The sequence below is a fragment of the Pseudomonas sp. c313 genome, assembly GCF_055407145.1.
In genome coordinates this window covers 233,584-256,713 of record NZ_JBUZRD010000006.1, presented here as the reverse complement: position 1 = coordinate 256,713, position 23,130 = coordinate 233,584, and the positions used below count along the sequence as shown (strand labels likewise).

Here is a 23,130-nt window from a genome sequence, read left to right as displayed (position 1 = left end):
CGGGCTGTTGAGCAGCAGGCGACTGAGCAGCCACGCCATCAGCGCGTAGCAGGTCAGTACCACGGCGATGCCCAGCACATCGTCAGCCAGTGCCGCCGGTTGATGCTCGGCGATGGCCACCACGGCCACCAGCGCCAGTACCACCAGCCCCAGTTTGCGAATCCAGCCTTGGAGGAATTCAACCTGGGGTTTTTCCCAGCGAAAATGTAGTTCGGCCACGCCGCCCGGCGCCAGGATCCGATAGGCGGTGTAGAACACCAGCCACGCCTGGGCGATCTGCAACAGGGCCACGCCAAGGTTGGCGTTTTGCCCACGGGCGTCGATTTGCAGGGCATAGCCGCATAGCGCCAAGGCCAGCGCCACGGGCATTGCCAGCAGGATATTCACCAGGATCGCCATCGGCGTGTGCCATTGGCTGTCACGCTTGAAGTGGCCGATGTCCAGGTGGAACTTTTTCAGTCGGTCGTACAGGTGGCTGCGTCGCCACAACAGCGCGCCGATCAACAGCAACAGCGGCAGGAACAGCAGTGGGCGCTGGGTCAGGCCGTCGTAGAGCTCGCTGATGCTGGAGGCCCAGGGCAGGGTGGTGACTTGTTTTTCCAGGCGCTTGGGCACTGTTTCCAGCCATTCGACGTCCAGCGGCTTGTTGCTGGGTATCCAGAACATCTGTTCGTCGAGGGTCGCCCGCAGGCTGGAAGCGGTGCTGAACAGCTGCTTCTGGTTCAGTTGCAGGGTGATGGATTCGTTGAGGGCGGCGCTCAGTTCGCGGTTCAGCCGTTCCAGCAGGTCGGCGCGGGTGATGGCCAGTTCCAGCAGGGTGCGGCGCAGTTGCGGGGTGACCTGGTCGGCCGTCTGGGTCGCCAGCAGGTTGTCGACGTAGGCGCTGGGCGGGTTGATCAACTCGCGCTGCTGGTTGACCTCAAACTGATACAGGCGAATGTTGGCGATGTCGTCCGCCAGGTCGCGGTCGACCTTCAGGCGCGGTAATGCCTGCTTCTGTTTATAGAGAATCTTCGACAGCAACAGGCTGCCCTTGAGCACGTTGATCTGCTCATCCAGTGCCGAGTCGCTTTGGGTCACGGTATCCAGTTGCTGCTTGGTTTGCAGGTTCTGCTGGGTCAGTTCATTGAGGCGGTCGGTGCTTTTGAGCAGGTAGTCGGACAGCTTCAGGTTGGCCGCACTTTCGGTCGTCAGCAGGCTGCTGCCGCCGGACTTCTGTGCTTCGATGGACTGTTGGGTGACGGTTTCCTGGGACTGGGCCAGGCGTTTCTGGTTGATCAGGGTTTGCAGGTCCTGGATTTCTTGCTCCAGGCGCACAGTTTTTTCCTGGACCAGGTCCTGTTGGCTGTTACCCAGGTCCTGCAATTGGCTGTTGCCCGCCAGTTCCTGGCGACGCAGCGGGATCAAGGCGTTGAGGGCCGCCAGTTCGGCGTTCAGCTGATTGCGCTGGTCGCCGCTGAGGCTTTTACCGTTGTCCTTGCCGGCCTTGAGGATGGTGTTGATTTGCTGGATGCGCGTCTGGCTGCTGCTGATTTCGGTCTGGGCGCGCTCGGGGCGAGTCTGGGCGGCGATGGTCAGGCTATTGGCGTCGGCCAGCTCCTTTTGCAGGTCGCCTTGCTGGGTGGTGCGCTGCACCAACAGTTGTTCGAGTTGAGGGATGGGCAAGGTGGCATAGCGCTGGGCGACCGGAATTACCTTGGTGGCCTTGAGCCGGGTCAGCTCGCGCTGGTTTTCCGTGGTCTGGCGCGGGGCGTCTGCCAACTGGCGCTTGAGGTCGGCCAGGCGCTGCTCGTAATCCTGCTTGTTGCCGAGCAGCGTCAGGGTTTGCTGCAGGATCGCTTGCAGGGCCTTCATGTCTGCATCGGGCAACTTGCGGTCAGGCAGCTTGTCCAGGGTTTGCTGGACAGCGTCGACGCTGGGCGGGTCGGCGGCGTGTACGGCGCTGACACAAAGGCTTAAGCCAAGCAGGGCGGTAGCTAAAAAAGTGCGCAGGGTTGTCATGGATACCGGTCGAGCTAGGTGAAGAATAAGGGGTGTCCTGACGTCGAATGCGCGTCATCGCACCGAAATTTACAGGCAGAGTTTAGAGGAAGAGCCCGGGACCCGGGCGACTTCCTTCGGGGAATCTGACGCCGACTTTGCCGATCTTGTTCCCGTCCATCACTGCGACGGTCCAAATGGTGTTGTTCCACTCCACCTGGTCACCCACTACCGGAGCGCCACCGACTTTCTGGGTGATGAAGCGGCTCAGCGGCATGTCCGGATCGATGCCTTCAAGCTTGAGCCCGTACAGTGCCGAAACCGCGCCCAGCTGGGCGTCGCCTTCCAATACGAAGTCGCCGAAGAAGCGTAGGTCTAGGCCCCGTTGCGGTGCTTGGCTGAACAGTTTTCCGAGGGCCGCGAGGTTGTGTTCATGGCCGATCACGCAGAGCAAATCGTCGACTTCCAGCACCGTACTACCCGACGGATGGAGCAGTTGTTGGCCGCGAAACAGCGCGGCGATGCGCGTACCTTCGGGCATTTTCAGCTCGCGAAGGGCGGCCCCGATGCACCATTTCTCCGCACCGAGACGGTAGACGAACAGCTCCCACTCGCTGGTGACGTGCACTTCCAGGGCTGCCCGGGAAATCGGCGCAGGCTCCGGCGGTACCGTCACTTTCAGCAATTTGGCGACCCACGGCAGGCTGGTGCCCTGCACCAGCAACGACACCAGCACGATAAAGAACGCCAGGTTGAAGTACAGCTGGGCGTGGGGCAGGCCGGCCATCAGCGGGAACACCGCCAGAATGATCGGCACCGCCCCGCGCAGGCCAACCCAGGCGATAAAGGCTTTCTCGCGATCATGGAAGGCCTTGAACGGCAGCAGGCCGACCATCACCGACAGCGGCCGTGCAAAGAGGATCATCCACAGCGCCAGGCCCAGGGCCGGCAGGGCGATGGGCAGCAAGTCATGAGGCGTGACCAGCAGGCCCAGCACCAGGAACATGCCGATCTGCGCCAGCCAGGCCATGCCGTCGAGCATATGCAGGATGCCATGACGGCTGCGCACCGGACGATTGCCGATCACCAGGCCGCATAGGTACACGGCGAGGAAGCCGCTGCCGTGCAGGGCGTTGGTCATGGCGAAGATAAACAGGCCGCCGGCAATCACCAGGATTGGGTACAGGCCGTTGGCCAGGTTGATCCGGTTGACCATCTGCAGCATCAGCCAGCCACCACCCAAGCCGATGAAGCCGCCAATGCCGAACTCGCGGATCAGGTGGCCCAGCAGGCTCCAGTGCAAACCGGTCTGGCCGCTGGCGAGCATGTCGATCAGGGTCACGGTGAGAAACACCGCCATCGGGTCGTTGCTGCCGGATTCGATTTCCAGGCTGGCGGTGACCCGTTCGTTCAGGCCCTTGCCGCCCAGCAGTGAGAACACTGCTGCCGCATCCGTTGAGCCGACGATGGCGCCGATCAGCAGGCCCTGGATGATGTTGAGGTCGAACAGCCAAGCGGCGGCCATCCCGGTGAGGCCGGTGGTAATCAACACCCCCACTGTCGCCAGCGACAAGGCCGGCCACAGTGCCACACGAAAACTCGCCACCCTTGTGCGCAAGCCGCCGTCCAGCAGGATCACTGCCAGGGCCAGGTTGCCCACCAGATAGGCGGTCGGGTAGTTATCGAAGATGATGCCGCCGCCATCGACGCCGGCGAGCATGCCCACGGCCAGGATGATCACCAGGATCGGGATACCCAGGCGGGACGAAAGAGAACTCACCAGAATGCTCGCACCTACCAGCAACGCGCCGATCAAGAACAGGCTGTTGATGGTCGTCGCATTCAAAGGCGGTACTCCATGAGTAAGAAAGACTGGGCGCAAACTGACCATGCAGTCTGCGTGCCAGCGATTCTAACCTGTTGAATTGCTGCGCTGTCAAAAAGGTTTTGAGGGTGGGCGTTCAGTTCAATTAAAGGCGGAACCGCCCCACCATCCCATTCAAATCCACCGCCAAACGCGACAGCTCACTACTCGCCGCACTGGTCTGGCTGGCGCCCGTAGCCGATTGCACCGATAAATCACGAATGTTCACCAGATTGCGATCTACCTCACGGGCCACCTGCGCCTGTTCTTCGGCAGCGCTGGCGATCACCAGGTTACGTTCGTTGATCTCGACGATGGCGGTGTTGATGGTGTCCAGGGACATCCCCGCGCCTTTGGCGATGTTCAGCGTCGACTCGGCGCGTTCGGTGCTGTTGCGCATCGAATTCACCGCATGTTCGGTGCCGGATTGAATGCTGCCGATCATCCGCTCGATTTCGCTGGTGGACTGCTGGGTGCGATGGGCCAGGGCGCGCACTTCATCGGCAACCACAGCAAATCCACGACCGGCTTCCCCGGCGCGGGCTGCTTCAATCGCTGCGTTCAATGCCAACAGATTGGTCTGGTCGGCGAGGCCACGAATGACGTCCAGCACCTTGCCGATATCCCGGGACTCTTCCGCCAGGTTGCCAATCAATGTGGCGGTCGCCTGCACATCGCTGCTCATGCGCTCGATGGCACTGACGGTTTCCTGCACCAGGTCCCGGCCATCACCGGCGGAGGACGTGGCATTTTTCGAGGCCTCGGAAGTGCTCACCGCATTGCGGGCCACTTCTTCGACGGCGCTGGTCATTTCGTTGACAGCGGTGGCGGCCTGTTCGATTTCGTTGTTCTGCTGGGTCAGGCCACGGGCGCTTTCATCGGTGACGGCATTCAGTTCTTCAGCGGCGGAGGCCAACTGGGTGGCCGAGCCGGAAATACGCTGCAAGGTGTCGCGCAATTTTTCCTGCATCTTCGACATGGCGAGCAGCAAGCGTCCGGCTTCGTCGTCGCCATCGACCTTGATTGGTCGCGTCAGGTTGCCTTCGGCGATGTCTTCGGCGGCGCTCAAGGCCTGGGCAATTGGCTGAGTGATGCTGCGGGTCAACAGCCAGGCGAACAGCATGGTCAGCGCGGTGGCCAGGAGCAACAAGGCCACCACCAGGTTGAAGGCCGAGTCGTATTGCTCTGCGGCCTGCTGGTTGCTGGCGATGGCCATCCGGTTGTTGATGTCCAGCAGGCGGGTCAGGACGGCATTGACCTGTTCGGAGTTGTTCAGCAGCTCGGTGTTGAGCAGTGCGCGCAGCTCTTCTACCTGATTGGTCCGGGACAGGCTCTTCATCCGTTCTTCAATCTGGTGGTACTGGCTCAGCAGGCGCACGTACTCATCGTAAGTCGCACGCTCTTCGCTGCTTTCAATCAGTTTTTCGTAGACGCCCTGGGCAGTACGGATCTGCTGATTGCGCAGTTCAAAGGCTTCCAGGGTCTTTTGCTGCACATCCGGCTCGCGATTGGTCAGCAAGCGGTAGGACAGCACCCGCAAACGCAGGGTCAACTGAGTGAACTCATCCAGGGCGCGGATGCTTGGCACGCTGTTCGAGGTGATGTCTTCGGTCACCGCGCGAATCTTGCTCATCTGGTTCAGGGCGAATATACCGAGAAACAACATGAGCGCACCAATGAGCGCGAAGCCGAGAAACGCCCGCGGAGCGATATTCATATTACGAAGGGACATGCTGTGATCCTGGGGAAAGCGCGATCGGCGCGCTTTGAGACGGGTTGTCCATGACCTATCGGTCATACGACTAAAGTCTTGATGGGGTGTGCGCTTTTGTCGCAGCTGAGGGGTGTTGGAGTGGATTCAGGAACCAGATGGCACAAAAGCAGTCACTAAGGCTCCAAAGCGTGGCTTGACCCGTATAATCAAGGCCCCGCGCCAGGATATCCCTGGCTTCCAAGGTGAATTTTCTTTATTGTCACCGCCCTTTTAAAAAGCCCGAGAAATCAAAATGTTAGAAGCATCCCTCAGCCAGCTGGAACAACTTGTCAGTGACCTCGTACAGCAGAACCAAGACCTGCTGGGCACCCATGAAAGCCTCAAGGCAGAAATGGCCCGCATTAAGGATGAGAACGACAGCCTGCAACTGAACCTGATGGAACAGGAAGAAAAGCAGGGCGCCGCCGCCGCGCGTATTCAAGCGTTGGTTGAGCGTGTGAGCGCAGGTCCTGTCAGCGCATGAATCAGGGCACCGAGGGGATAAAGGTCGTTTCGATTCTCGGTGAGGATTATTCGATCAAGGCTCCTGACGGGGAAGGCAGCACCCTGATGAGCGCCGTGACGATGCTCAAGGCGTCATTGGCCACCACCAAGAAAAAGTACCCGACCCTGATCGGTGACAAATTACTGGTGCTGGCGGCGTTGAACCTGTGCGCCGAGCAGATCGAAATGCAAAAGGGTCACCAGCAGGCACTCGACCGTTACCAAGAGCAAGTCAGCGCCACGGTCGAGGTGATTTCCAAGGCCATCGGGCAACCCTGATTTGCCCGGTTAAAACCACTCATCCTGCATACCCAGGCACGTATCATCCCGTGCCTCAAGAATCGCCAGTTCATGATGGCAGCCCGGTACTTCCCAGGTCAGGAAGTACCGGGCCGCTTGCAGCTTGCCTTTATAGAAGGCGATATCCGCTGCATTGCCCTTCTCTAGTCCTTCCTCGGCACGAATCGCCTGTTCCAGCCAGCGCCAGCCGATCACCGTATGCCCGAATACTTTCAGGTACAGGGCCGAGTTCGCCAGGCTGCTGCTGACCTTGCCCTGGGCGAGGTCGGTCAACAACCCGAGGGTAACGCTCTGCAGGCGCGTCACCAGTTGTTCCAAAGGATCGCGTAGCGCTGTGAGTGACGGATATTTTTGCGCCCTAGCGCCGGTCTCGGCGATCAGGCGAATCAGTTGCTTCAAACCCGCGCCGCCGTTTTGCGCCAGTTTGCGCCCGAGCAAATCCAGGGACTGAATGCCATGGGTACCTTCATGGATCGGGTTCAGGCGGTTATCGCGGTAGTACTGCTCCACCGGGTACTCACGGGTGTAGCCATGGCCGCCGAGGATCTGGATCGCCAGTTCGTTGGCCTTCAGGCAAAACTCCGATGGCCACGATTTGACGATGGGCGTCAGCAAGTCCAGCAGCTCATGGGCCTGCTTGCGCTCCGTTTCGGTCGCCAGGGTGGTGGTGTCATCAAACAGCCGCGCCGCGTACAGACCCAGGTCGAAGGCGCCCTCCACGTAAGCCTTTTGCGTCAGCAGCATGCGCTTGATATCGGCGTGCTGGATGATCGAGACCGGCGCGGTGTTCGGGTCTTTACTGTCCGGCAGGCGGCCTTGCGGACGCTCGCGGGCGTACTCCAGTGAATACAGGTAGCCGGCGTAACCGAGCATCACCGCGCCCATGCCAACACCGATCCGCGCTTCGTTCATCATCTGGAACATGCAGCTTAGGCCTTGATGAGGCTTACCCACCAGATAGCCGACGCAGTCGCCGTTATCGCCGAAATTCAGCGCCGTGGACGTGGTGCCGCGCCAGCCCATCTTGTGGAACAGCCCGGCCAGCAGCACGTCATTGCGTTTGCCCAGGCTGCCGTCGTCGTTGACCAGGAATTTGGGCACGATAAACAGCGAAATGCCCTTCACTCCGGCTGGCGCGTCCGGCAGCTTGGCCAGCACCATATGTACGATGTTTTCCGACAGTGGGTGATCGCCGCCAGAGATAAAGATCTTATTGCCCTTGAGTCGGTAAGTGCCGTCAGCCACAGGCTCCGCGCGGGTGCGGATATCCGATAGCGATGAACCAGCGTGGGGCTCGGTCAAGGCCATGGTGCCGAAGAAACGGCCCTCGATCATGGGTTGCAGGAAGCGTTGTTTCTGCTCCTCGGTGCCGAAGCTTTCGATCAGGTTGGCTGCGCCCATGGTCAGGAATGGATACGAGGTCGAGGCGGCATTGGCCGACTGGAAGTGGGCGAAACAGGCTTGGGACAGTAAGGTTGGCAACTGCATGCCACCGGCTTCGAAACTGCGGGCGGCGTTGAGAAAGCCTGCTTCGAGGAAAGCATCGACGGCCGGTTTTACTTCGGGAATCAGAATCGCCTGACCGTTTTCATAGCGCGGCTCGTTCTCGTCACCCTTGCGGTTGTGCGGGGCAAAGAACTTCTCGGCAATGCTGCGGGCGGTGCCGATGGCGGCGTCGAAGGTTTCGCGGTTGTGTTCGGCAAACCGCTCGCGCTGGGTCAGACCCTCGGCATCGAGGACTTCGTACAGCTCGAAAGCCAGATTGCGGGAACTGAGCAGCATCTCGGACATGGCGGCTTACCTGTGTGGGAATGGGCCGAGTCTAAGTGCGCAAATAGAGGCTGGATAGCAAGATTGATGTGGGTGATGGAGGGGCAGAACGAGGCGATGATGGGCGCGAGTCATTGTGGCGAGCGTGCAAGCCCGCTCGCCACAACAAGCACTTTATTTAACCGATAGTCATCAAGCTGGCGTTACCGCCCGCCGCAGCGGTGTTAACACTCAACGCCCGCTCAATCACCAGGCGCTCCAGGGCAATCCCGGTTTCACCCGAAGACAAGCCATGAACCCCAACAATCGCCCCGCCACGCTTGGCCACTTGCTGGCAAACCCCGCGCAGTTGGTCGGAGTCGCCGTGATGCAGGACGGCATCGAACACGGTTTCGTCCTTGGTCCAGTCGGCCACCAGCTTGATCTTCGCTTGAATCTCCTTTGGCAAACGTGCGAACAGTGCCTTGGTCAATTCAGCTTCCGGCCATACCGCCGAGCTGCCTACAGCCAGCACGGCAGCCAGTTGTGCGAGCAAATCGCCTTCCACTTCCGCCAGGCACAATACGTGCTCACGGGGCAGGATTGCGTAGCTGTTGCGCTCGCCAGTCGGGCCAGCCAGCAGGCGGGTGATACCGCTTTGCGATTGCGCGGCGAACTGCACGCACAGCGTACTCAGTTCCGCCAGTTTGCTGCTGTCAGCCCAGGCTTGCAGGGCGCTCAAAGGCTTGCTCATGGCATCGCGCAGGCGAACATCCGGTGCGGCCAGTGCATCCCCACGAACGAAGGATTGCTCGATCGCGTCCGTAGGGCGAGTCGACAACAGACGGTACAGGTACAGCGGGCCACCAGCCTTCGGCCCCGTACCCGACAAACCTTCGCCGCCAAATGGCTGCACGCCGACCACGGCACCGACGATGTTGCGGTTGACGTAGACGTTACCGGCATGGACGTTGTCGATCACCTTGGCGATGGTCTCGTCGATACGGGTGTGCACGCCCAGGGTCAGGCCGTAGCCGGACGCATTGATCTGTGCGATCAGTTGGTCGATCTCTTTGCGCTTGTAGCGCACCACGTGCAGCACCGGGCCGAAAATCTCCCGTTGCAGCTCGTCGAAGCTTTCCAGTTCGATCAGGGTTGGCATCACGAAGGTGCCGCGTTTGACTTCTTCGCCGTCGGCAATCGCTACCTGGTACACGTTGCGACCTTTGTCGCGCATGGCCTGGATATGCTTCTCGATGCCAGCCTTGGCTTCGGCGTCGATCACCGGGCCGATATCTACGGACAGGCGCTCAGGGTTGCCGAGGCGGCATTCAGCCATCGCGCCTTTGAGCATTTCGATCACGCGATCTGCCGAATCTTCCTGCAAGCACAGTACGCGCAGGGCCGAGCAGCGTTGACCGGCACTGTCAAAGGCCGAGGACACCACGTCGATGACCACTTGTTCCGTCAGCGCCGAGGAGTCGACGATCATTGCGTTCTGGCCACCGGTTTCGGCGATCAGCGGAATCGGACGGCCCTGGGCATCCAGGCGACCAGCGACATTGCGTTGCAGCAAGCGCGCGACTTCGGTGGAGCCGGTGAACATCACGCCCTTGACGCGATCATCACCCACCAGGCGGGCACCGACGGTTTCGCCCTGGCCCGGCAGCAGTTGCAGCACGCCTTGCGGGATACCGGCTTCCAATAACAGGCGCACGGCCTGGGCGGCGACCAGCGGCGTTTGTTCCGCAGGCTTGGCCAGTACCGGGTTGCCGGCGGCCAATGCGGCAGCCACTTGGCCACTGAAAATCGCCAGCGGGAAGTTCCACGGGCTGATGCAGACCACTGGGCCCAATGGGCGGTGGGCATCGTTGGTGAAATCGTTGCGTGCCTGCACCGCGTAGTAACGCAGGAAATCCACGGCTTCGCGCACTTCGGCGATGGCGTTGGCGAAGGTCTTGCCGGCTTCGCGGGCCAGCAGGCCCATCAGCGGCTGGATCTCGCCTTCCATCAAGTCGGCGGCACGCTCAAGGATCGCGGCGCGTTCGGCGGGCGGAGTGGCCTGCCAGATCGGCGCGGCTTGCAGGGCGCACTGGATGGCGTTGTCGACGTCTTCGACGGTCGCTTCCTGCACGTGGCCAACCACGTCACGGTGGTCGGACGGGTTCAGTACCGGAGCAGCAGCTTCGTTGCTCGACGGGCAACCGAGCATCGGTGCGGCTTTCCAGTTGTTATGCGCGGAAGCCAGCAGGGCGCAGGACAGCGACGCCAGACGGTGTTCGTTGGCCAGGTCGATGCCCGCGGAGTTGGCGCGCTCGGCACCATACAGGTCACGCGGCAGCGGGATACGCGGGTGCGGCAGGCCGAGGCCGCCTTCCTGCGTCGCCATCCGCTCGATGCTGGCCACTGGATCGGCCACCAGCGCCTGAATCGAGATGGACTGATCGGCGATCTGGTTGACGAACGAAGTGTTCGCGCCGTTTTCCAGCAGGCGACGCACCAGGTACGCCAACAGTGTTTCGTGAGTACCGACTGGTGCGTACACGCGGCACGGACGGTTCAACTTGCCTTCGGAAACTTTGCCTACAACTTGTTCGTACAGTGGTTCACCCATGCCGTGCAGGCATTGGAACTCGTACTGGCCGGGGTAATAGTTCTGACCGGCAAGATGGTAGATCGCCGATAGGGTGTGGGCGTTGTGGGTGGCGAACTGTGGGTAGATGACTTCCGGCACCGACAGCAGTTTGCGTGCGCAGGCAATGTAGGAAACGTCGGTGTACACCTTGCGGGTGTACACCGGGTAGCCCTCCAGGCCTTCGACTTGGGCGCGCTTGATTTCGCTGTCCCAGTACGCGCCTTTTACCAGGCGGATCATCAGGCGATGACGGCTGCGACGAGCCAGGTCGATCACGTAGTCGATCACATGCGGGCAACGCTTCTGATAAGCCTGGATCACAAAGCCGATGCCGTTCCAGCCGGTCAGTTGCGGTTCGAAGCACAGGCGCTCCAGCAGGTCGAGCGACAGCTCCAGGCGGTCGGCTTCTTCGGCATCGATGTTCAGGCCAATGTCGTATTGTTTGGCCAGCAGCGTCAGGGACAGCAGGCGCGGGTACAGCTCGTCCATCACGCGCTCGTATTGGGCGCGGCTATAGCGAGGGTGCAGTGCCGAAAGCTTGATGGAAATGCCCGGGCCTTCATAAATCCCGCGACCGTGGGAGGCTTTGCCGATCGAGTGGATGGCTTGTTCGTACGAGGCCAGGTACTTCTGCGCGTCGTGTTCGGTGAGGGCTGCTTCACCGAGCATGTCGTAGGAATAACGAAAGCCTATGGCTTCGAACTTGCTGGCGTTGGCCAGGGCTTCGGCGATGGTTTCGCCGGTGACGAACTGCTCACCCATCAGGCGCATGGCCATATCGACGCCCTTGCGGATCATCGGCTCGCCGCTCTTGCCGATAATGCGGCTCAAGGACGAAGTCAGGCCTGTTTCGTTGTGGGTGGCGACCAGTTTTCCGGTCAGCAGCAGGCCCCAGGTGGCAGCGTTGACGAACAGCGACGGGCTGTTGCCCAGGTGCGGCTGCCAGTTGCCGGTGCTGATCTTGTCGCGGATCAGCGCGTCACGGGTACCTTTGTCCGGGATGCGCAGCAGCGCTTCGGCCAGGCACATCAGTGCCACGCCTTCCTGGGACGACAGGGAGAATTCTTGCAGCAGGCCTTGCACGATACCGGCCCGGCCGCCGGCGCTCTTCTGATTGCGCAGTTTCTCGGCAATCGAGGCGGCCAGCTTGTTGGTGGCTTCAGCCATTTGCAGCGGCAGGCGAGCCTGCTCGATCAGCATCGGCACCACTTCCGGCTCAGGGCGGCGGTAAGCGGCGGTGATCGAGGCGCGCAGTACCGATTGCGGCAGGATGCTCTCGGCGAACTCCAGGAAGCACTGATGGGCGTGGTCGTTCTGGACCTCACCGGCATCGTCGGCGTCCTTGCTGCTCAAGCCATTGAGCTCATTCAGGGTTGCACCACCCTCAAGTTTCTCCAGGTAATTGAAAATTGCCTGCTTGATCAGCCAGTGCGGCGTGCGATCAATGGAGGTCGCGGCGGCCTTGAGGCGTTCGCGGGTTGGGTCATCAAGTTTGACCCCAAGGGTGGTCGTAGCCATATTTTTATCCTCATGGGTGCCACTACTGCGCGGCATTAGCTGGCGGCAAGATTAGCTTCGCGCTGAAAGAGGTGCAACCGGGTGCAACCCTTTTTTCTCGGAAAAGAGCGCTGCTCGTCAGGAAAAAATTCAAACTCGACCAAATCGGCTTCTGTTGGTGCATTTGCTTCTGGATTTTGCTGTTCTTGCTCCGAAAAGGAGCAAAAACAAGCCGTTTGCCGAAAAATACATCGAGGTGCAACTTATTCTCAAAAAACTGGTTGCACCTTATTTGCTTTGTTGAATAGCATTCGCTGCCAAGGTGCAACCAGCTGCAAGGTTCGGTTCATCGGCTGATGGCTTTCCTGGGGAAACGTCAGTCATAAATGCGCGGCACGCAGCTTCGTCTACCAACCTAATCGTTGGTGGCCGTCCTGACAGACCGCCGCTACATAAAAACAATGCCAGGGCGTAACTCAATGAGTGTAAGTAATCCTACCTTGATCACGTTTGTGATCTACATCGCGGCAATGGTGCTGATCGGCCTCATGGCCTATCGCTCCACCAACAACCTTTCCGATTACATTCTTGGCGGTCGCAGCCTCGGCAGCGTGGTTACCGCGCTCTCGGCCGGTGCCTCGGACATGAGCGGCTGGTTGCTGATGGGCTTGCCCGGCGCGATCTACATGTCCGGCCTGTCGGAAAGCTGGATCGCCATCGGCCTGATCGTCGGTGCCTACCTAAACTGGCTGTTTGTCGCCGGTCGCCTGCGGGTACAGACCGAGCACAACGGCGACGCGCTGACGCTGCCGGATTACTTCTCCAGCCGTTTCGAAGATAAAAGTGGTCTGCTGCGCATCATCTCAGCGGTGGTGATCCTGGTGTTCTTCACCATTTACTGCGCTTCCGGCATCGTTGCCGGTGCCCGCCTGTTCGAAAGCACCTTCGGCATGTCCTACGAGACCGCGCTGTGGGCCGGTGCTGCTGCGACCATCGCCTACACCTTTGTCGGCGGTTTCCTGGCCGTGAGCTGGACTGACACCGTACAAGCCACGCTGATGATCTTCGCGCTGTTGCTGACGCCGATCATCGTGCTGCTGGCCACCGGCGGCGTCGATACCACCTTCCTGGCGATCGAAGCGCAGAACCCTGACAACTTCAACATGCTGAAAAACACCACCTTCATTGGCGTCATCTCGCTGATGGGCTGGGGCCTGGGTTACTTCGGCCAGCCGCACATCCTGGCGCGCTTCATGGCGGCGGATTCGGTGAAGTCGATTGCCAATGCCCGTCGCATCTCCATGACCTGGATGATCCTGTGCCTGGGCGGCACCGTGGCGGTGGGCTTCTTCGGTATCGCCTACTTCTCGGCACACCCGGAAGTCGCCGGTCCCGTGACCGAGAATCCTGAGCGGGTGTTCATCGAGCTGGCCAAGCTGCTGTTCAACCCATGGATCGCTGGCGTGCTGCTGTCGGCCATCCTGGCTGCAGTGATGAGTACCTTGAGCTGCCAGTTGCTGGTGTGCTCCAGCGCCCTGACCGAAGACTTCTACAAAACCTTCCTGCGCAAAAACGCTTCCCAGGTTGAGCTGGTGTGGGTCGGCCGCATCATGGTGCTGCTGGTTGCGCTGATCGCCATCGCCATGGCTGCTAACCCGGAAAACCGTGTACTGGGCCTGGTTAGCTACGCCTGGGCCGGTTTCGGCGCTGCGTTCGGTCCTGTGGTGCTGATCTCGGTCCTGTGGAAAGGCATGACCCGTGACGGCGCACTGGCCGGTATCCTGGTCGGTGCGATCACCGTGATCGTCTGGAAGCACTTTGAATTGCTCGGCCTGTACGAAATCATCCCAGGCTTCATCTTCGCCAGCCTGGCGATCTACTTCGTGAGCAAGATGGGCGCGCCGAGTGCTGGCATGGTCGAGCGCTTTGATGCGGCCGAGAAGGATTTCAAACTCAACAAGTAACGGTTCTGGTGGGGCATTGATTGCCCGCTGAATTGAAAACGGCCCACATTCTTTGGATGGCGGGCCGTTTTTTATGGGCGTGATTCAGGCGGGTGATCCGAGGACTCAGGCGCTCGCAGCGTAGGGATTTACTGAATTGCTCGCAGCGCGTTCAGTTCGGTAAATGGCTGGTGCAGAATCCCTCGCCTATCACTCGCAGAGAAACACCGGATGTTCGCTCCTGCCAATCAAAGTGCCTTTACCCTGATCCTCGATGGTGTACCCAGCGACCTCAAGGTCCTCGAATTCAGAGGGGAGGAAGCCATCAGCCAGCCCTACCGCTTTGATCTGGAGCTGGTCAGCGAACAGCCAGACCTTGATCTGGAAAGCCTGCTGCACCGTCAGGCGTTCCTTGGCTTCGACGCTCAGGGGCATGGCATTCATGGTCAGGTCTACCGAGTCGCGCAAGGTGACTCGGGCCGTCGGCTGACCCGCTATCAGATCAGCCTGGTGCCGCAGTTGACCTATCTGCAACACAGCAGCCACCAGCGTATTTTCCAGCACAAGCGCGTGCCACAGATCATCGAGCTGGTGCTGGAGGGGCAGGGCATTCAGAGCGATGCCTTTGAGTTCCGGGTGGGGGGTATTTATCCCGAGCGTGAGTACTGCGTGCAGTTCGATGAAACCGATTTGGCGTTTGTTCAGCGGCTGTGTGCCGAGTCGGGAATTCACTATCACTTCCAGCATCGTCCTGAGGGCCACCTGTTGGTGTTTGGTGATGACCAGACTGTGTTTGCCCAAGGTGACCAGCCAACCCAATACGCGCCCGGTTCCGGGATGGTGGCTGATACACCGGTGATCAACCGCTTTTCGGTGCGTCTGGAGACCCGGACAACGGGTGTAAACCTGCGCGATTACGACTTTCGTAAACCGCGTCTGGAGCTGGAAAGCGAAGTCCTAGGTGAGCAGCTTCCTTCTCTGGAAGATCACGATTATCCAGGCCACTTTACCGATCGCCCCCACGGCAAATACCTGGCGCAACGCGCCCTGGAGCGTCACCGCAGCGACTATCGGCTGGCTCAGGGTAGTGGTGATCAGTCGTCGCTGGTGAGCGGCCAGTTTCTCAAGCTGGCAGGGCACCCTCGCCAGGAGTGGAATGATTTGTGGCTGGTGACGCAGGTGACCCATGAGGGTAAGCAACCCCAGGTGTTGGAGGAGTCTGTTGCCGATACGGCGGATGATGGTTGGCGTCAGGGTTATCGCAACCAATTCACCGCCACGCCTTGGGATGTGCCATTTCGTGCGCCTCTGCCGGCACCTCGTGCGCCGATCTGCGGGTACCAGAACGCGGTAGTCACCGGGCCTGTGGACAGTGAAATTCATTGCGATGAATACGGTCGGGTCAAGGTGCAGTTGGCCTGGAACCGAGGTGGTGCACACGACGAGCATTCAAGCTGTTGGCTGCGGGTTGCCAGCGGTTGGGCTCATGAGCATTACGGCGCAGTGTTGATCCCTCGAGTGGGCATGGAGGTGTTGGTCGGTTTCATCAATGGTGATGCCGATATGCCGCTGGTGGTTGGCTGTCTGGCCAACGCGACGACGCCGGTGCCCCTGGATCTACCGGCAGACCAAACCCGCAGCATCTTCCGTAGCCAAAGCAGTCCCGGTGGCGGTGGCTACAACGAACTGCGCATCGAAGACCGCAAGGGCGCCGAGGAAATCTACCTGCGAGCCCAGCGCGACTGGACCCAGCACGTGCTGCACGATCAGCGCCTGCAAGTGGATAACCGGCGCAGCGTGAAGGTCAGTGGCCAATCGCGCCATGAACTGCACGGTGAGGAACAGCGCATTACCCATGGCAATCGCCTGACTGAACTCAAGCAGGATGATCATCTGGTGATTGCCGGGGCACAGCAGGTGCAACTGGCCAGTTACTCGCTGCAGGCGGGGCAGCAGATCCACTTGAGCGCCGGGCAGCAGATTGTCGTCGACGGGGGCGCCAGCGTGACCCTGCAAGCGGGAGGCCAGTGGATTACGGTGTCGGCGGGCGGGATTTTCAGCAGCTCGCCGATTCAGATTGGCGGTGCGCCCCAGGCAGGGTTGGTGACTGCGCCATTGCTGCCAGGTGTCCAGAAGGCCTTGTTGGCCGTCCTGGCGGCGCCGTTGAGCGCGGCACAGGTAGTGAGCCTTAAGCGCAGCGCGCCGTTTTGTGAGGAGTGCGAGCGCTGCAAGAACGGTGTGTGCAACTCCCCGCCACATCGTGGCGCGTCGTTGAGCGGAGCCTCTTTATGACCAGCCCTCGTGATTGGCTGGCCCGCGAACCTTTGCAGGCCGGTGAGCAGTTGTTCGCCATATTGGGCAATGCCAGCCAATGCAAACCGGTTGAGGCCTGGCGGCTGGCCGGCGGCGGCTTACCCAGTTCCGTCTGGGCCAACAGCGAGTATGGGGCGTGGGAGGAGGTCATGCCCTATGTCGCGGTGGTTGCCACTGACAGTCCCTTTCTTGATTGGGTCGCTGAATGCGAGGCCGCCGACTGGGGCTGGCTGGGCGTATCGTCCTGCCCTTTGCAAACCGTTGTCGATCATCTGCGCAGCCTGACCAAGGTGCTGTTGCCAGAGGGACAGGTGGTGTTTTTCCGCTTTTGGGACGGGACGTATCTACTGCCTGTCCTGAAGGCGCTCGGGCCTGAGGCGGGCGGGGTGATTCCCGTATTCGGGAGGTATTGGATCAATGGTCAACGCCATGCAGTTGCCGGAGCATTGGCAGGCGCTGCGGGGGCAAGCCCTTGGTGGGAGGTTCCGCCACAGGTTCTCAAACAGTTGGGCGAGCATTCGACCGCTCCTCTGGTGGGCAACCTGCTGCAATGGCTGGAAGAGGAGCTGCCGGACCTGTATCAGGCGTTCGCGATCACGACCTTGAAGCACAAGGCCGCGTATTTTGTGCGCAAGCCTGGCGGCGATCAGCGGGCGTTGGCCGCCTACCTCACCGCCGAGCTGGGTTGATCAGGCATTGAGCGACTGCTGCAAGTCTTCGATCAGGTCTTCAATGGCTTCAATACCTACCGACAGGCGAATCATTTCTGGCCTGACGCCGGCCTTGGCCTGTTCCTGCTCATTCATCTGCCGATGTGTCGTGGAGGCAGGGTGGCAAGCCAGGGACTTGGCGTCGCCGATGTTCACCAGGCGCTTGAAAATCTGCAGCGCATCGTAGAAGCGTACGCCGGCATCAAAGCCGCCCTTCAAGCCGAAGGACAGAATCGCCGAAGGTTTGCCCTGCATGTATTTCTGCGCCAGATGATGGTGTGGGTGATCTGGCAGGCCGGCGTAGCTGACCCACTCGACTTGCGCATGACCTTGCAGGAACTGCGCAACCTTCAGCGCGTTCTCGGTATGGCGCTCCATGCGCAGCGCCAGAGTTTCCAAGCCTTGCAGCAGCAAGAAGGCGTTCATCGGTGCCAATGCCGCACCGGTGTTGCGCAGCGGTACGGTACGGGCGCGGGCGATAAACGCCGCCGGGCCGAATTTTTCGGTGTAGATCACACCGTGATAGGCCGGCTCCGGCTGGTTCAGTCCGGGGAATTTTTCCGGATATTTCGTCCAGGGAAAGGTACCGCTGTCGACGATCACGCCACCCAAGGAGTTGCCGTGGCCGCCAACGTATTTGGTCACCGAGTGCACGACGATGTCGGCGCCGAACTGGATCGGCTTGCACAGGATCGGCGTGGCCACGGTGTTGTCCACCATCAGCGGTACACCACGGGCGTGGGCGACTTCGGCCAGGGCTTCGATGTCGATGATATTGCCCGCCGGGTTGCCGATACTTTCGCAGTACACCAGCTTGGTGTTGTCATCGATCAGCTCGGCGATGGCCTCGGCCGAATCGTCTCGGGCAAAGCGTACGTCGACACCGAAACTCGGTAGCAGGTGGGCGAACAGGGTATAGGTGCCGCCATAAAGCTGTGGGGTGGTAACAATGTTGTCGCCGGCGCGGGTCAGGGTCTGGATCGCATAATGAATCGCCGCGCTGCCAGCCGATACGGCCAAGGCAGCAATCCCGCCTTCCAGGGCTGCCATGCGTTGTTCCAGCACGTCATTGGTGGGGTTCATGATCCGCGTGTAGATGTTGCCGGGAACATCCAGGTTGAACAGGTCGGCGCCGTGCTGGGCGTTATCGAATTCGAAGGCGACGTTCTGGTAGATCGGCACGGCGACGGCCTTGGTGGTCGGGTCCGACTTGAAGCCGTGGTGCAGGGCGATAGTGGCGTCTTTCATGAGAGTTGTTGACCTCCTTGGAAATGGTTTTTGTACTGGGGGCTACTGCGCAGCCTAACGCGGGCAAGCCCGCTCGCCACAATAAGCGCGCTGCCGCGCTGTATTTAGATTGTTTTCAGAGATGCCCCTGTGTTTGCGATATAAGCACCACCTGGCGCGCAACCCTGCACCTTTGCCCGCGTAAAAGGTAAACTTCGCCCCCTGCGCAGGAGCAACCATGAATTATCGTCACGCCTTTCACGCCGGCAACCACGCCGATGTCTTCAAACACCTGACCTTGACCCGCCTCATCGCCCTGATGTCGCGCAAGGAGCAGCCGTTTGCCTATCTTGATACCCACGCCGGAATTGGTCTGTACGACCTTCAGGGCGACCAGGCCAACCGCACCGGTGAATATCTGGAAGGCATCGCCCGGCTATGGGACGCGACGGACCTGCCGCCGCTGACCGCCGACTACATGCGCGTGCTGCACGAAATGAACCCGGATGGCCAGTTGCGCTACTACCCAGGCTCGCCGGAGCTGGCGCGGCGCCTGACTCGCCAGCAGGATCGCGTGCTGCTCAATGAAAAACACCCCGAAGACGGTGTGTTGCTCAAGGACAACATGAAGGGCGACCGTCGGGTCAAGGTGCACCTGGGCGAAGGCTGGCATGTACCGCGGGCACTGCTGCCGGTGCCGGAAAAACGTGCATTGATGTTGATTGATCCGCCGTTCGAAAAACTCGACGAGATGCAGCGCTGTGCCGCCTCCCTCAAGGAAGCTATTGGCCGTATGCGTCAGACCGTCGCGGCGATCTGGTACCCGGTCAAGGACCAGCGCATGTTGCGCCGCTTCTACCAGGACCTGGCCGGCACCGGCGCGCCGAAGTTGCTGCGGGTGGAATTGCTGGTGCATCCGCTGGACACGCCCAATACCCTGAACGGCTCGGGCTTGGCGATTGCCAATCCGCCGTGGGGGCTGGAGGAAGAATTGCGAGAGCTGCTGCCATGGCTGTCCAAGCAACTTGGGCAAACCCAGGGTGGGTGGCAGATGGATTGGCTCATTGCTGAATGAAAGCTTCAAGCTGCAAGAAGCGCGTTCCTGCTCTTACTTGCAGCTTGAAGCTTAAAACTTGCAGCTCCGATCTTCAGATCGGACAAGTCACGCCTGTGCCGCCAATCCCGCAGTAGCCGGCCGGATTCTTTGCCAGGTACTGCTGGTGATACGCCTCGGCGAAGTAGACAGTCGGAGCCTCTTCGATTTCCGTGGTGATAGTGCCCAGGCCAGCCTTGCTCAGCTCATTCTGATAAGCCTGTGCACTGGCCTTCGCTGCGTCCAACTGCTCAGGCGTGGTGGCGTAGATCACTGAACGATACTGGCTGCCGATGTCATTGCCCTGGCGCATGCCCTGGGTTGGGTTGTGCAGTTCCCAAAACATTTTCAGCAGGTCTTCGTACTTGACCTTGGCCTGGTCATATACCACCAGTACCACTTCGCTGTGGCCGGTCAGGCCCGAGCAGACTTCTTCATAGGTAGGGTTCGGCGTGTAGCCGCCAGCATAGCCGACCACCGTGCTGACCACGCCTTCGTACTGCCAGAAACGGCGTTCCGCGCCCCAGAAACAGCCCAGGCCGAAGATCGCGAAGCCTACATCGTCCAGGAATGGGCCCAGCAGCGGGTTGCCATTGACGAAGTGTGTCTCGGGCAAGGTCATTGGGGTTTCACGGCCAGGCAAAGCTTGTTCTTGAGTGGGAAGCACGTTTTTGTTCACCAGGATTTCCGAGCGCAAGACCATGATCAGTCCTCTCAGTCAGATTGAGTTAACAGAGTAATTCAGACCGCCAGTGTGCCCGAGTGTTGCAGCGCTGTCAGGCGATTGGCCCGCGAGGATAGCGTTTAAGCCTTTCGAGCAACTCGGAACCGGGGATGGGCCGGTCGAACAGGTAGCCCTGGCCGACGTCGCAGCGATGGCGGCGCAGGAACGCCAGTTGCTCGGCGGTTTCGATGCCTTCGGCGACGACCTTGAGCTTGAGGTTATGGGCCATGGCGATCACCGCCGAGGTGATTTCCATATCGTCCTGGTTGTCCGGGATCTCATGGATAAAGCTGCGATCGATCTTGATGATATCGATGGGGAATTTTTTCAAGTAGCTGAGCGACGAGTAGCCGGTGCCGAAATCGTCCATGGCCAGGGTCAGGCCGAAACTCTTCAATTGGTCCAATTGCAGGCGCGTGTCTTCGGTGGCCTCCAGCAGCAGGCCTTCGGTCAGCTCCAGCTCCAGCAAATTGGCAGGCAGCTGTTCTTCTTTGAGGATGGCGGCAATTGAGGCCACCAGGTCAGGGTCGGAAAACTGCTTGGGTGACAGGTTGATCGCTACCTGCAGGTTGCCCATGCCGGCGGCGCTCAATCGTTTGCTCATGCGGCAGGCCTGGCGGGCGATCCACTTGCCGATGGGGATGATCAACCCGGTTTCTTCGGCCACGCTGATGAACTGATCCGGGCGGATCATGCCTTTTTCCGGGTGATTCCAGCGCAACAGCGCTTCCATTCCCAGCAGGCGGCCGCTGCGCAGGCACAGCTTTGGCTGGTAGAACACGTCCAGCTCGTTCTGGGTCAAGGCTCGGCGCAGGTTGTTTTCCACGAATAGCTTGTAGCTGGCCTCGGCGTTCAGCGCCTCGGTGAACACCTGGACCTGATGTTTGCCATTGGCCTTGGCCTTGTGCAGCGCCAGGCCTGCGTTACGCATCAGGGTTTGCGGGTCGCGGCCGTGCAGCGGGGCGCAGGCCAGGCCCACGGAACCGGTGACGCTGATCAGTTGGTTGTCGACAAACATTGGCTTGTCGAGGGTCATCAGCAACTGGAACGCCACCTGCTGGCCGACCTCAAGGTCGGTATTGTCCAGCAGCACCGCGAACTCGTTGCTGGCGAACCGGGCCAGGCTGCCGCCAGCGCTCAGGCTGTTACGCAGGCGCCGGGCCAGGCTGATCAGCAGCTTGTCGCCGGTCTGGTGGCCGAGACTGTCGTTGATTCGCTTGAAGTTGTCGATGTCCACCAGCAGCAGGCTGATGGGAGTGTCGCTGTCCCGGGCAAAGCGTTCGTCGAGGTTGCGGATGAACGCCGGACGGTTGCCCAGGTTGGTGAGGTTGTCGGTATAGGCCAGGCGCTCGATGCGCTGCTGGGCCAGCTTGGTCTGGGTGATGTCTTCGTAGATGCCGATATAGTGGGTCAGCTCGCGGTTGTCGCCGTAGACCTTTGAGATCGACAACTGCCCCCAGTAGGGTTCGAGGTTTTTGCGTCGGCTCTTGAATTCGCCTTGCCAGCTGTTGCTCTTGGCCAGGCTCGACCGTGCGTCGAACAACAGCTCACTGAGATTCTCCAGGGCCGGCAGTTCCGACAGCTTGTGGCCGTGGACTTCTTCGGAGCTGTACTGGGTGATCGCCGTAAAGCTGGGGTTGACGTACTCCACTACGCCGTCGCAATTGACCAGCAGAAACGCGTTGGCACTTTGCTCCACGGCCCGCTGGAACAAATGCAGGGCGCTGGTGGCGGTGCGGCGGTTGTGGTTGTTGATCACTTGGGCGAACTGGTCGGCCAACTCGCCGGCAAAGGCAATCTCGTCAGCCTGCCAGGCGCGGGTGGCGCCGCTTTGCTCCAGGCACAATACGCCCACCACTTGGCCATCGATGCGGATACTGGCGTCGAGCATGGCGTGGATATCCCGCGGGCGCAGACTCTCGGCCATCTCCCGTGTGCGCGGGTCGCGCATGGCATTGCCGGCATCAATTGCGCGGCTGGTTTGCAGGGCTTCCAGGTAATCCGGGAAGCCGCTGGCGTCGATGGGCATGGGCAGGTGGTGTTGCTGATCGGCGCGGTGGAAGGCGGAGATCGGCACCAGATGCTGGTCTTCCAGGTTCCAGATGCTGGCACAGTCGATCTGATAAATATCGCAGGCGCTGCGGGTGATCAGTTCAGCGGCTTCTTGCAGGGAATTGTTGGTGCTGTAGCGCTGGCGGGCCAACAGCAGGATCAGTTCCTGCTGGGCGCGCCCCCGTTCCAGGTGTTGCAGTTGTTCCTGTTGCGTGCGCTGGTTGAGTTCCAGGGCAATCTGCAAACGGCTGTTCTGGTCTTCCAGGTCGGCGGCGGGCATCGGTGTCAGGTTGCTGAACAGACCATCCACCACCATCAGGTAGCCGCGCAACAGCTGGCGATTGTGCTGTTTGTAGGCTTCGCCCAGTTCCAGCAGGTTCAAGGGGCCGTCGCTGGTGTGTAGCGTGTAGCGCACCAGGTAATGGGGGCTGGCCGTCAGTTGCTGCTGAATCGCGTCATGCAACTGATAGCGGGCCTGGGGCTCCATCAGGCTGGCGTAGGGCGAGCCGATCAGGGAGCACAGTTCCATCGCCGGTAGGCCGAACTGTTTTTCGCAATTGGGATCAAGGTACAGCAGTGCCCAGCTTGCCTCATTCAGCCGCTCGAAACGCAGCATACCGAGGCGCGAAGGCACCGGTAATTGCGTCACTACCTCGGCCGCCGTTCGGGCGACATCGGGTTGGCTTTTCATGGGGAAACTCGCCTGGAAAAATGCGCATTGCGCCGGGCTCACGCCCTCTTTACTGCTGTCTGCGGCAAGGTTGCATCATGCAGCACGGACTGACA

The 23,130-nt window shown here is 60.4% G+C and carries 13 protein-coding genes and 2 pseudogenes; 6 read left to right on the top strand and 9 right to left on the bottom strand.

Translation table 11 applies throughout. The annotated features are described in order from the left end of the window. The 4 genes and pseudogenes from ACZRKZ_RS19015 to ACZRKZ_RS19000 form a co-directional block, all read right to left on the bottom strand. Positions 1-2,001, bottom strand: a pseudogene (locus ACZRKZ_RS19015) (mechanosensitive channel MscK); the annotation flags it as partial. An 82-nt stretch (positions 2,002-2,083) separates the two neighbouring features. Next, positions 2,084-3,826 carry a potassium/proton antiporter gene (locus tag ACZRKZ_RS19010; protein WP_463982428.1) on the bottom strand — a complete coding sequence of 581 codons (1,743 nt, stop codon included), beginning with the start codon at positions 3,824-3,826 and terminating at the stop codon, positions 2,084-2,086. A gap of 124 nt (positions 3,827-3,950) precedes the next feature. Beyond that, positions 3,951-4,814 (bottom strand): methyl-accepting chemotaxis protein, encoded by an 864-nt coding sequence (locus ACZRKZ_RS19005; protein WP_463982432.1) that lies wholly within the window; start codon positions 4,812-4,814, stop codon positions 3,951-3,953. Then, positions 4,806-5,561, bottom strand: a pseudogene (locus ACZRKZ_RS19000) (MCP four helix bundle domain-containing protein); the annotation flags it as partial. The gene ACZRKZ_RS19005 and the pseudogene ACZRKZ_RS19000, both read right to left, overlap by 9 nt. 289 nt (positions 5,562-5,850) lie before the next feature. On the opposite strand from ACZRKZ_RS19000, the gene ACZRKZ_RS18995 reads away from it, so the two are divergent. Together ACZRKZ_RS18995 and ACZRKZ_RS18990 are read left to right on the top strand one after the other, a co-directional pair. Continuing rightward, positions 5,851-6,081: a hypothetical protein gene (locus ACZRKZ_RS18995; protein ID WP_463969050.1), complete on the top strand. Its 231-nt coding sequence runs from the start codon at positions 5,851-5,853 to the stop codon at positions 6,079-6,081. Beyond that, entirely contained in the window at positions 6,078-6,380 is a 303-nt protein-coding gene (locus ACZRKZ_RS18990; protein ID WP_463969051.1) for a cell division protein ZapA, read from the top strand. Before ACZRKZ_RS18995 ends, ACZRKZ_RS18990 begins: the two co-directional genes overlap by 4 nt. Positions 6,381-6,389: 9 nt before the next feature. Here ACZRKZ_RS18990 and ACZRKZ_RS18985 read toward each other — a convergent pair whose 3' ends face one another. Further along, positions 6,390-8,192, bottom strand: a complete 1,803-nt coding sequence (locus ACZRKZ_RS18985) for an acyl-CoA dehydrogenase (RefSeq protein ID WP_463982427.1) — start codon at positions 8,190-8,192, stop codon at positions 6,390-6,392. Between the two features lie 157 nt (positions 8,193-8,349). After that, complete coding sequence (gene putA, locus ACZRKZ_RS18980) at positions 8,350-12,303, bottom strand: trifunctional transcriptional regulator/proline dehydrogenase/L-glutamate gamma-semialdehyde dehydrogenase (protein WP_463969053.1); 3,954 nt, start codon at positions 12,301-12,303, stop codon at positions 8,350-8,352. Between the two features lie 458 nt (positions 12,304-12,761). Between putA and putP the strand changes: the two genes are divergently transcribed. The 3 genes from putP (at position 12,762) to ACZRKZ_RS18965 (ending at position 17,227) form a co-directional block, all read left to right on the top strand. After that, on the top strand, positions 12,762-14,246 hold the full coding sequence (gene putP, locus ACZRKZ_RS18975; RefSeq protein ID WP_463969054.1) for a sodium/proline symporter PutP: 1,485 nt from the start codon (positions 12,762-12,764) through the stop codon (positions 14,244-14,246). A 210-nt stretch (positions 14,247-14,456) separates the two neighbouring features. Next, positions 14,457-16,517 carry a type VI secretion system Vgr family protein gene (locus ACZRKZ_RS18970; protein ID WP_463982426.1) on the top strand — a complete coding sequence of 687 codons (2,061 nt, stop codon included), beginning with the start codon at positions 14,457-14,459 and terminating at the stop codon, positions 16,515-16,517. Then, positions 16,514-17,227, top strand: coding sequence for a DUF4123 domain-containing protein (locus ACZRKZ_RS18965; RefSeq protein WP_463982425.1), 714 nt, complete (start codon positions 16,514-16,516; stop codon positions 17,225-17,227). The genes ACZRKZ_RS18970 and ACZRKZ_RS18965 overlap by 4 nt, the downstream gene beginning before the upstream one ends. Here the strand turns inward: ACZRKZ_RS18965 and ACZRKZ_RS18960 are convergent, their stop codons facing one another. Next, on the bottom strand, positions 17,228-18,496 hold the full coding sequence (locus tag ACZRKZ_RS18960; protein WP_463982424.1) for an O-acetylhomoserine aminocarboxypropyltransferase/cysteine synthase family protein: 1,269 nt from the start codon (positions 18,494-18,496) through the stop codon (positions 17,228-17,230). It abuts the gene before it with no gap. Positions 18,497-18,713: 217 nt separating this feature from the next. On the opposite strand from ACZRKZ_RS18960, the gene ACZRKZ_RS18955 reads away from it, so the two are divergent. After that, entirely contained in the window at positions 18,714-19,550 is an 837-nt protein-coding gene (locus ACZRKZ_RS18955; RefSeq protein ID WP_463982423.1) for a 23S rRNA (adenine(2030)-N(6))-methyltransferase RlmJ, read from the top strand. Between the two features lie 73 nt (positions 19,551-19,623). On the opposite strand, the gene msrA is transcribed toward ACZRKZ_RS18955, so the two are convergent. Both msrA and ACZRKZ_RS18945 read right to left on the bottom strand, forming a co-directional pair. Beyond that, complete coding sequence (gene msrA / locus ACZRKZ_RS18950) at positions 19,624-20,271, bottom strand: peptide-methionine (S)-S-oxide reductase MsrA (protein WP_463982422.1); 648 nt, start codon at positions 20,269-20,271, stop codon at positions 19,624-19,626. A 73-nt stretch (positions 20,272-20,344) separates the two neighbouring features. Next, positions 20,345-23,035 carry a putative bifunctional diguanylate cyclase/phosphodiesterase gene (locus ACZRKZ_RS18945; protein WP_463982421.1) on the bottom strand — a complete coding sequence of 897 codons (2,691 nt, stop codon included), beginning with the start codon at positions 23,033-23,035 and terminating at the stop codon, positions 20,345-20,347. Positions 23,036-23,130 lie beyond the last annotated feature (95 nt).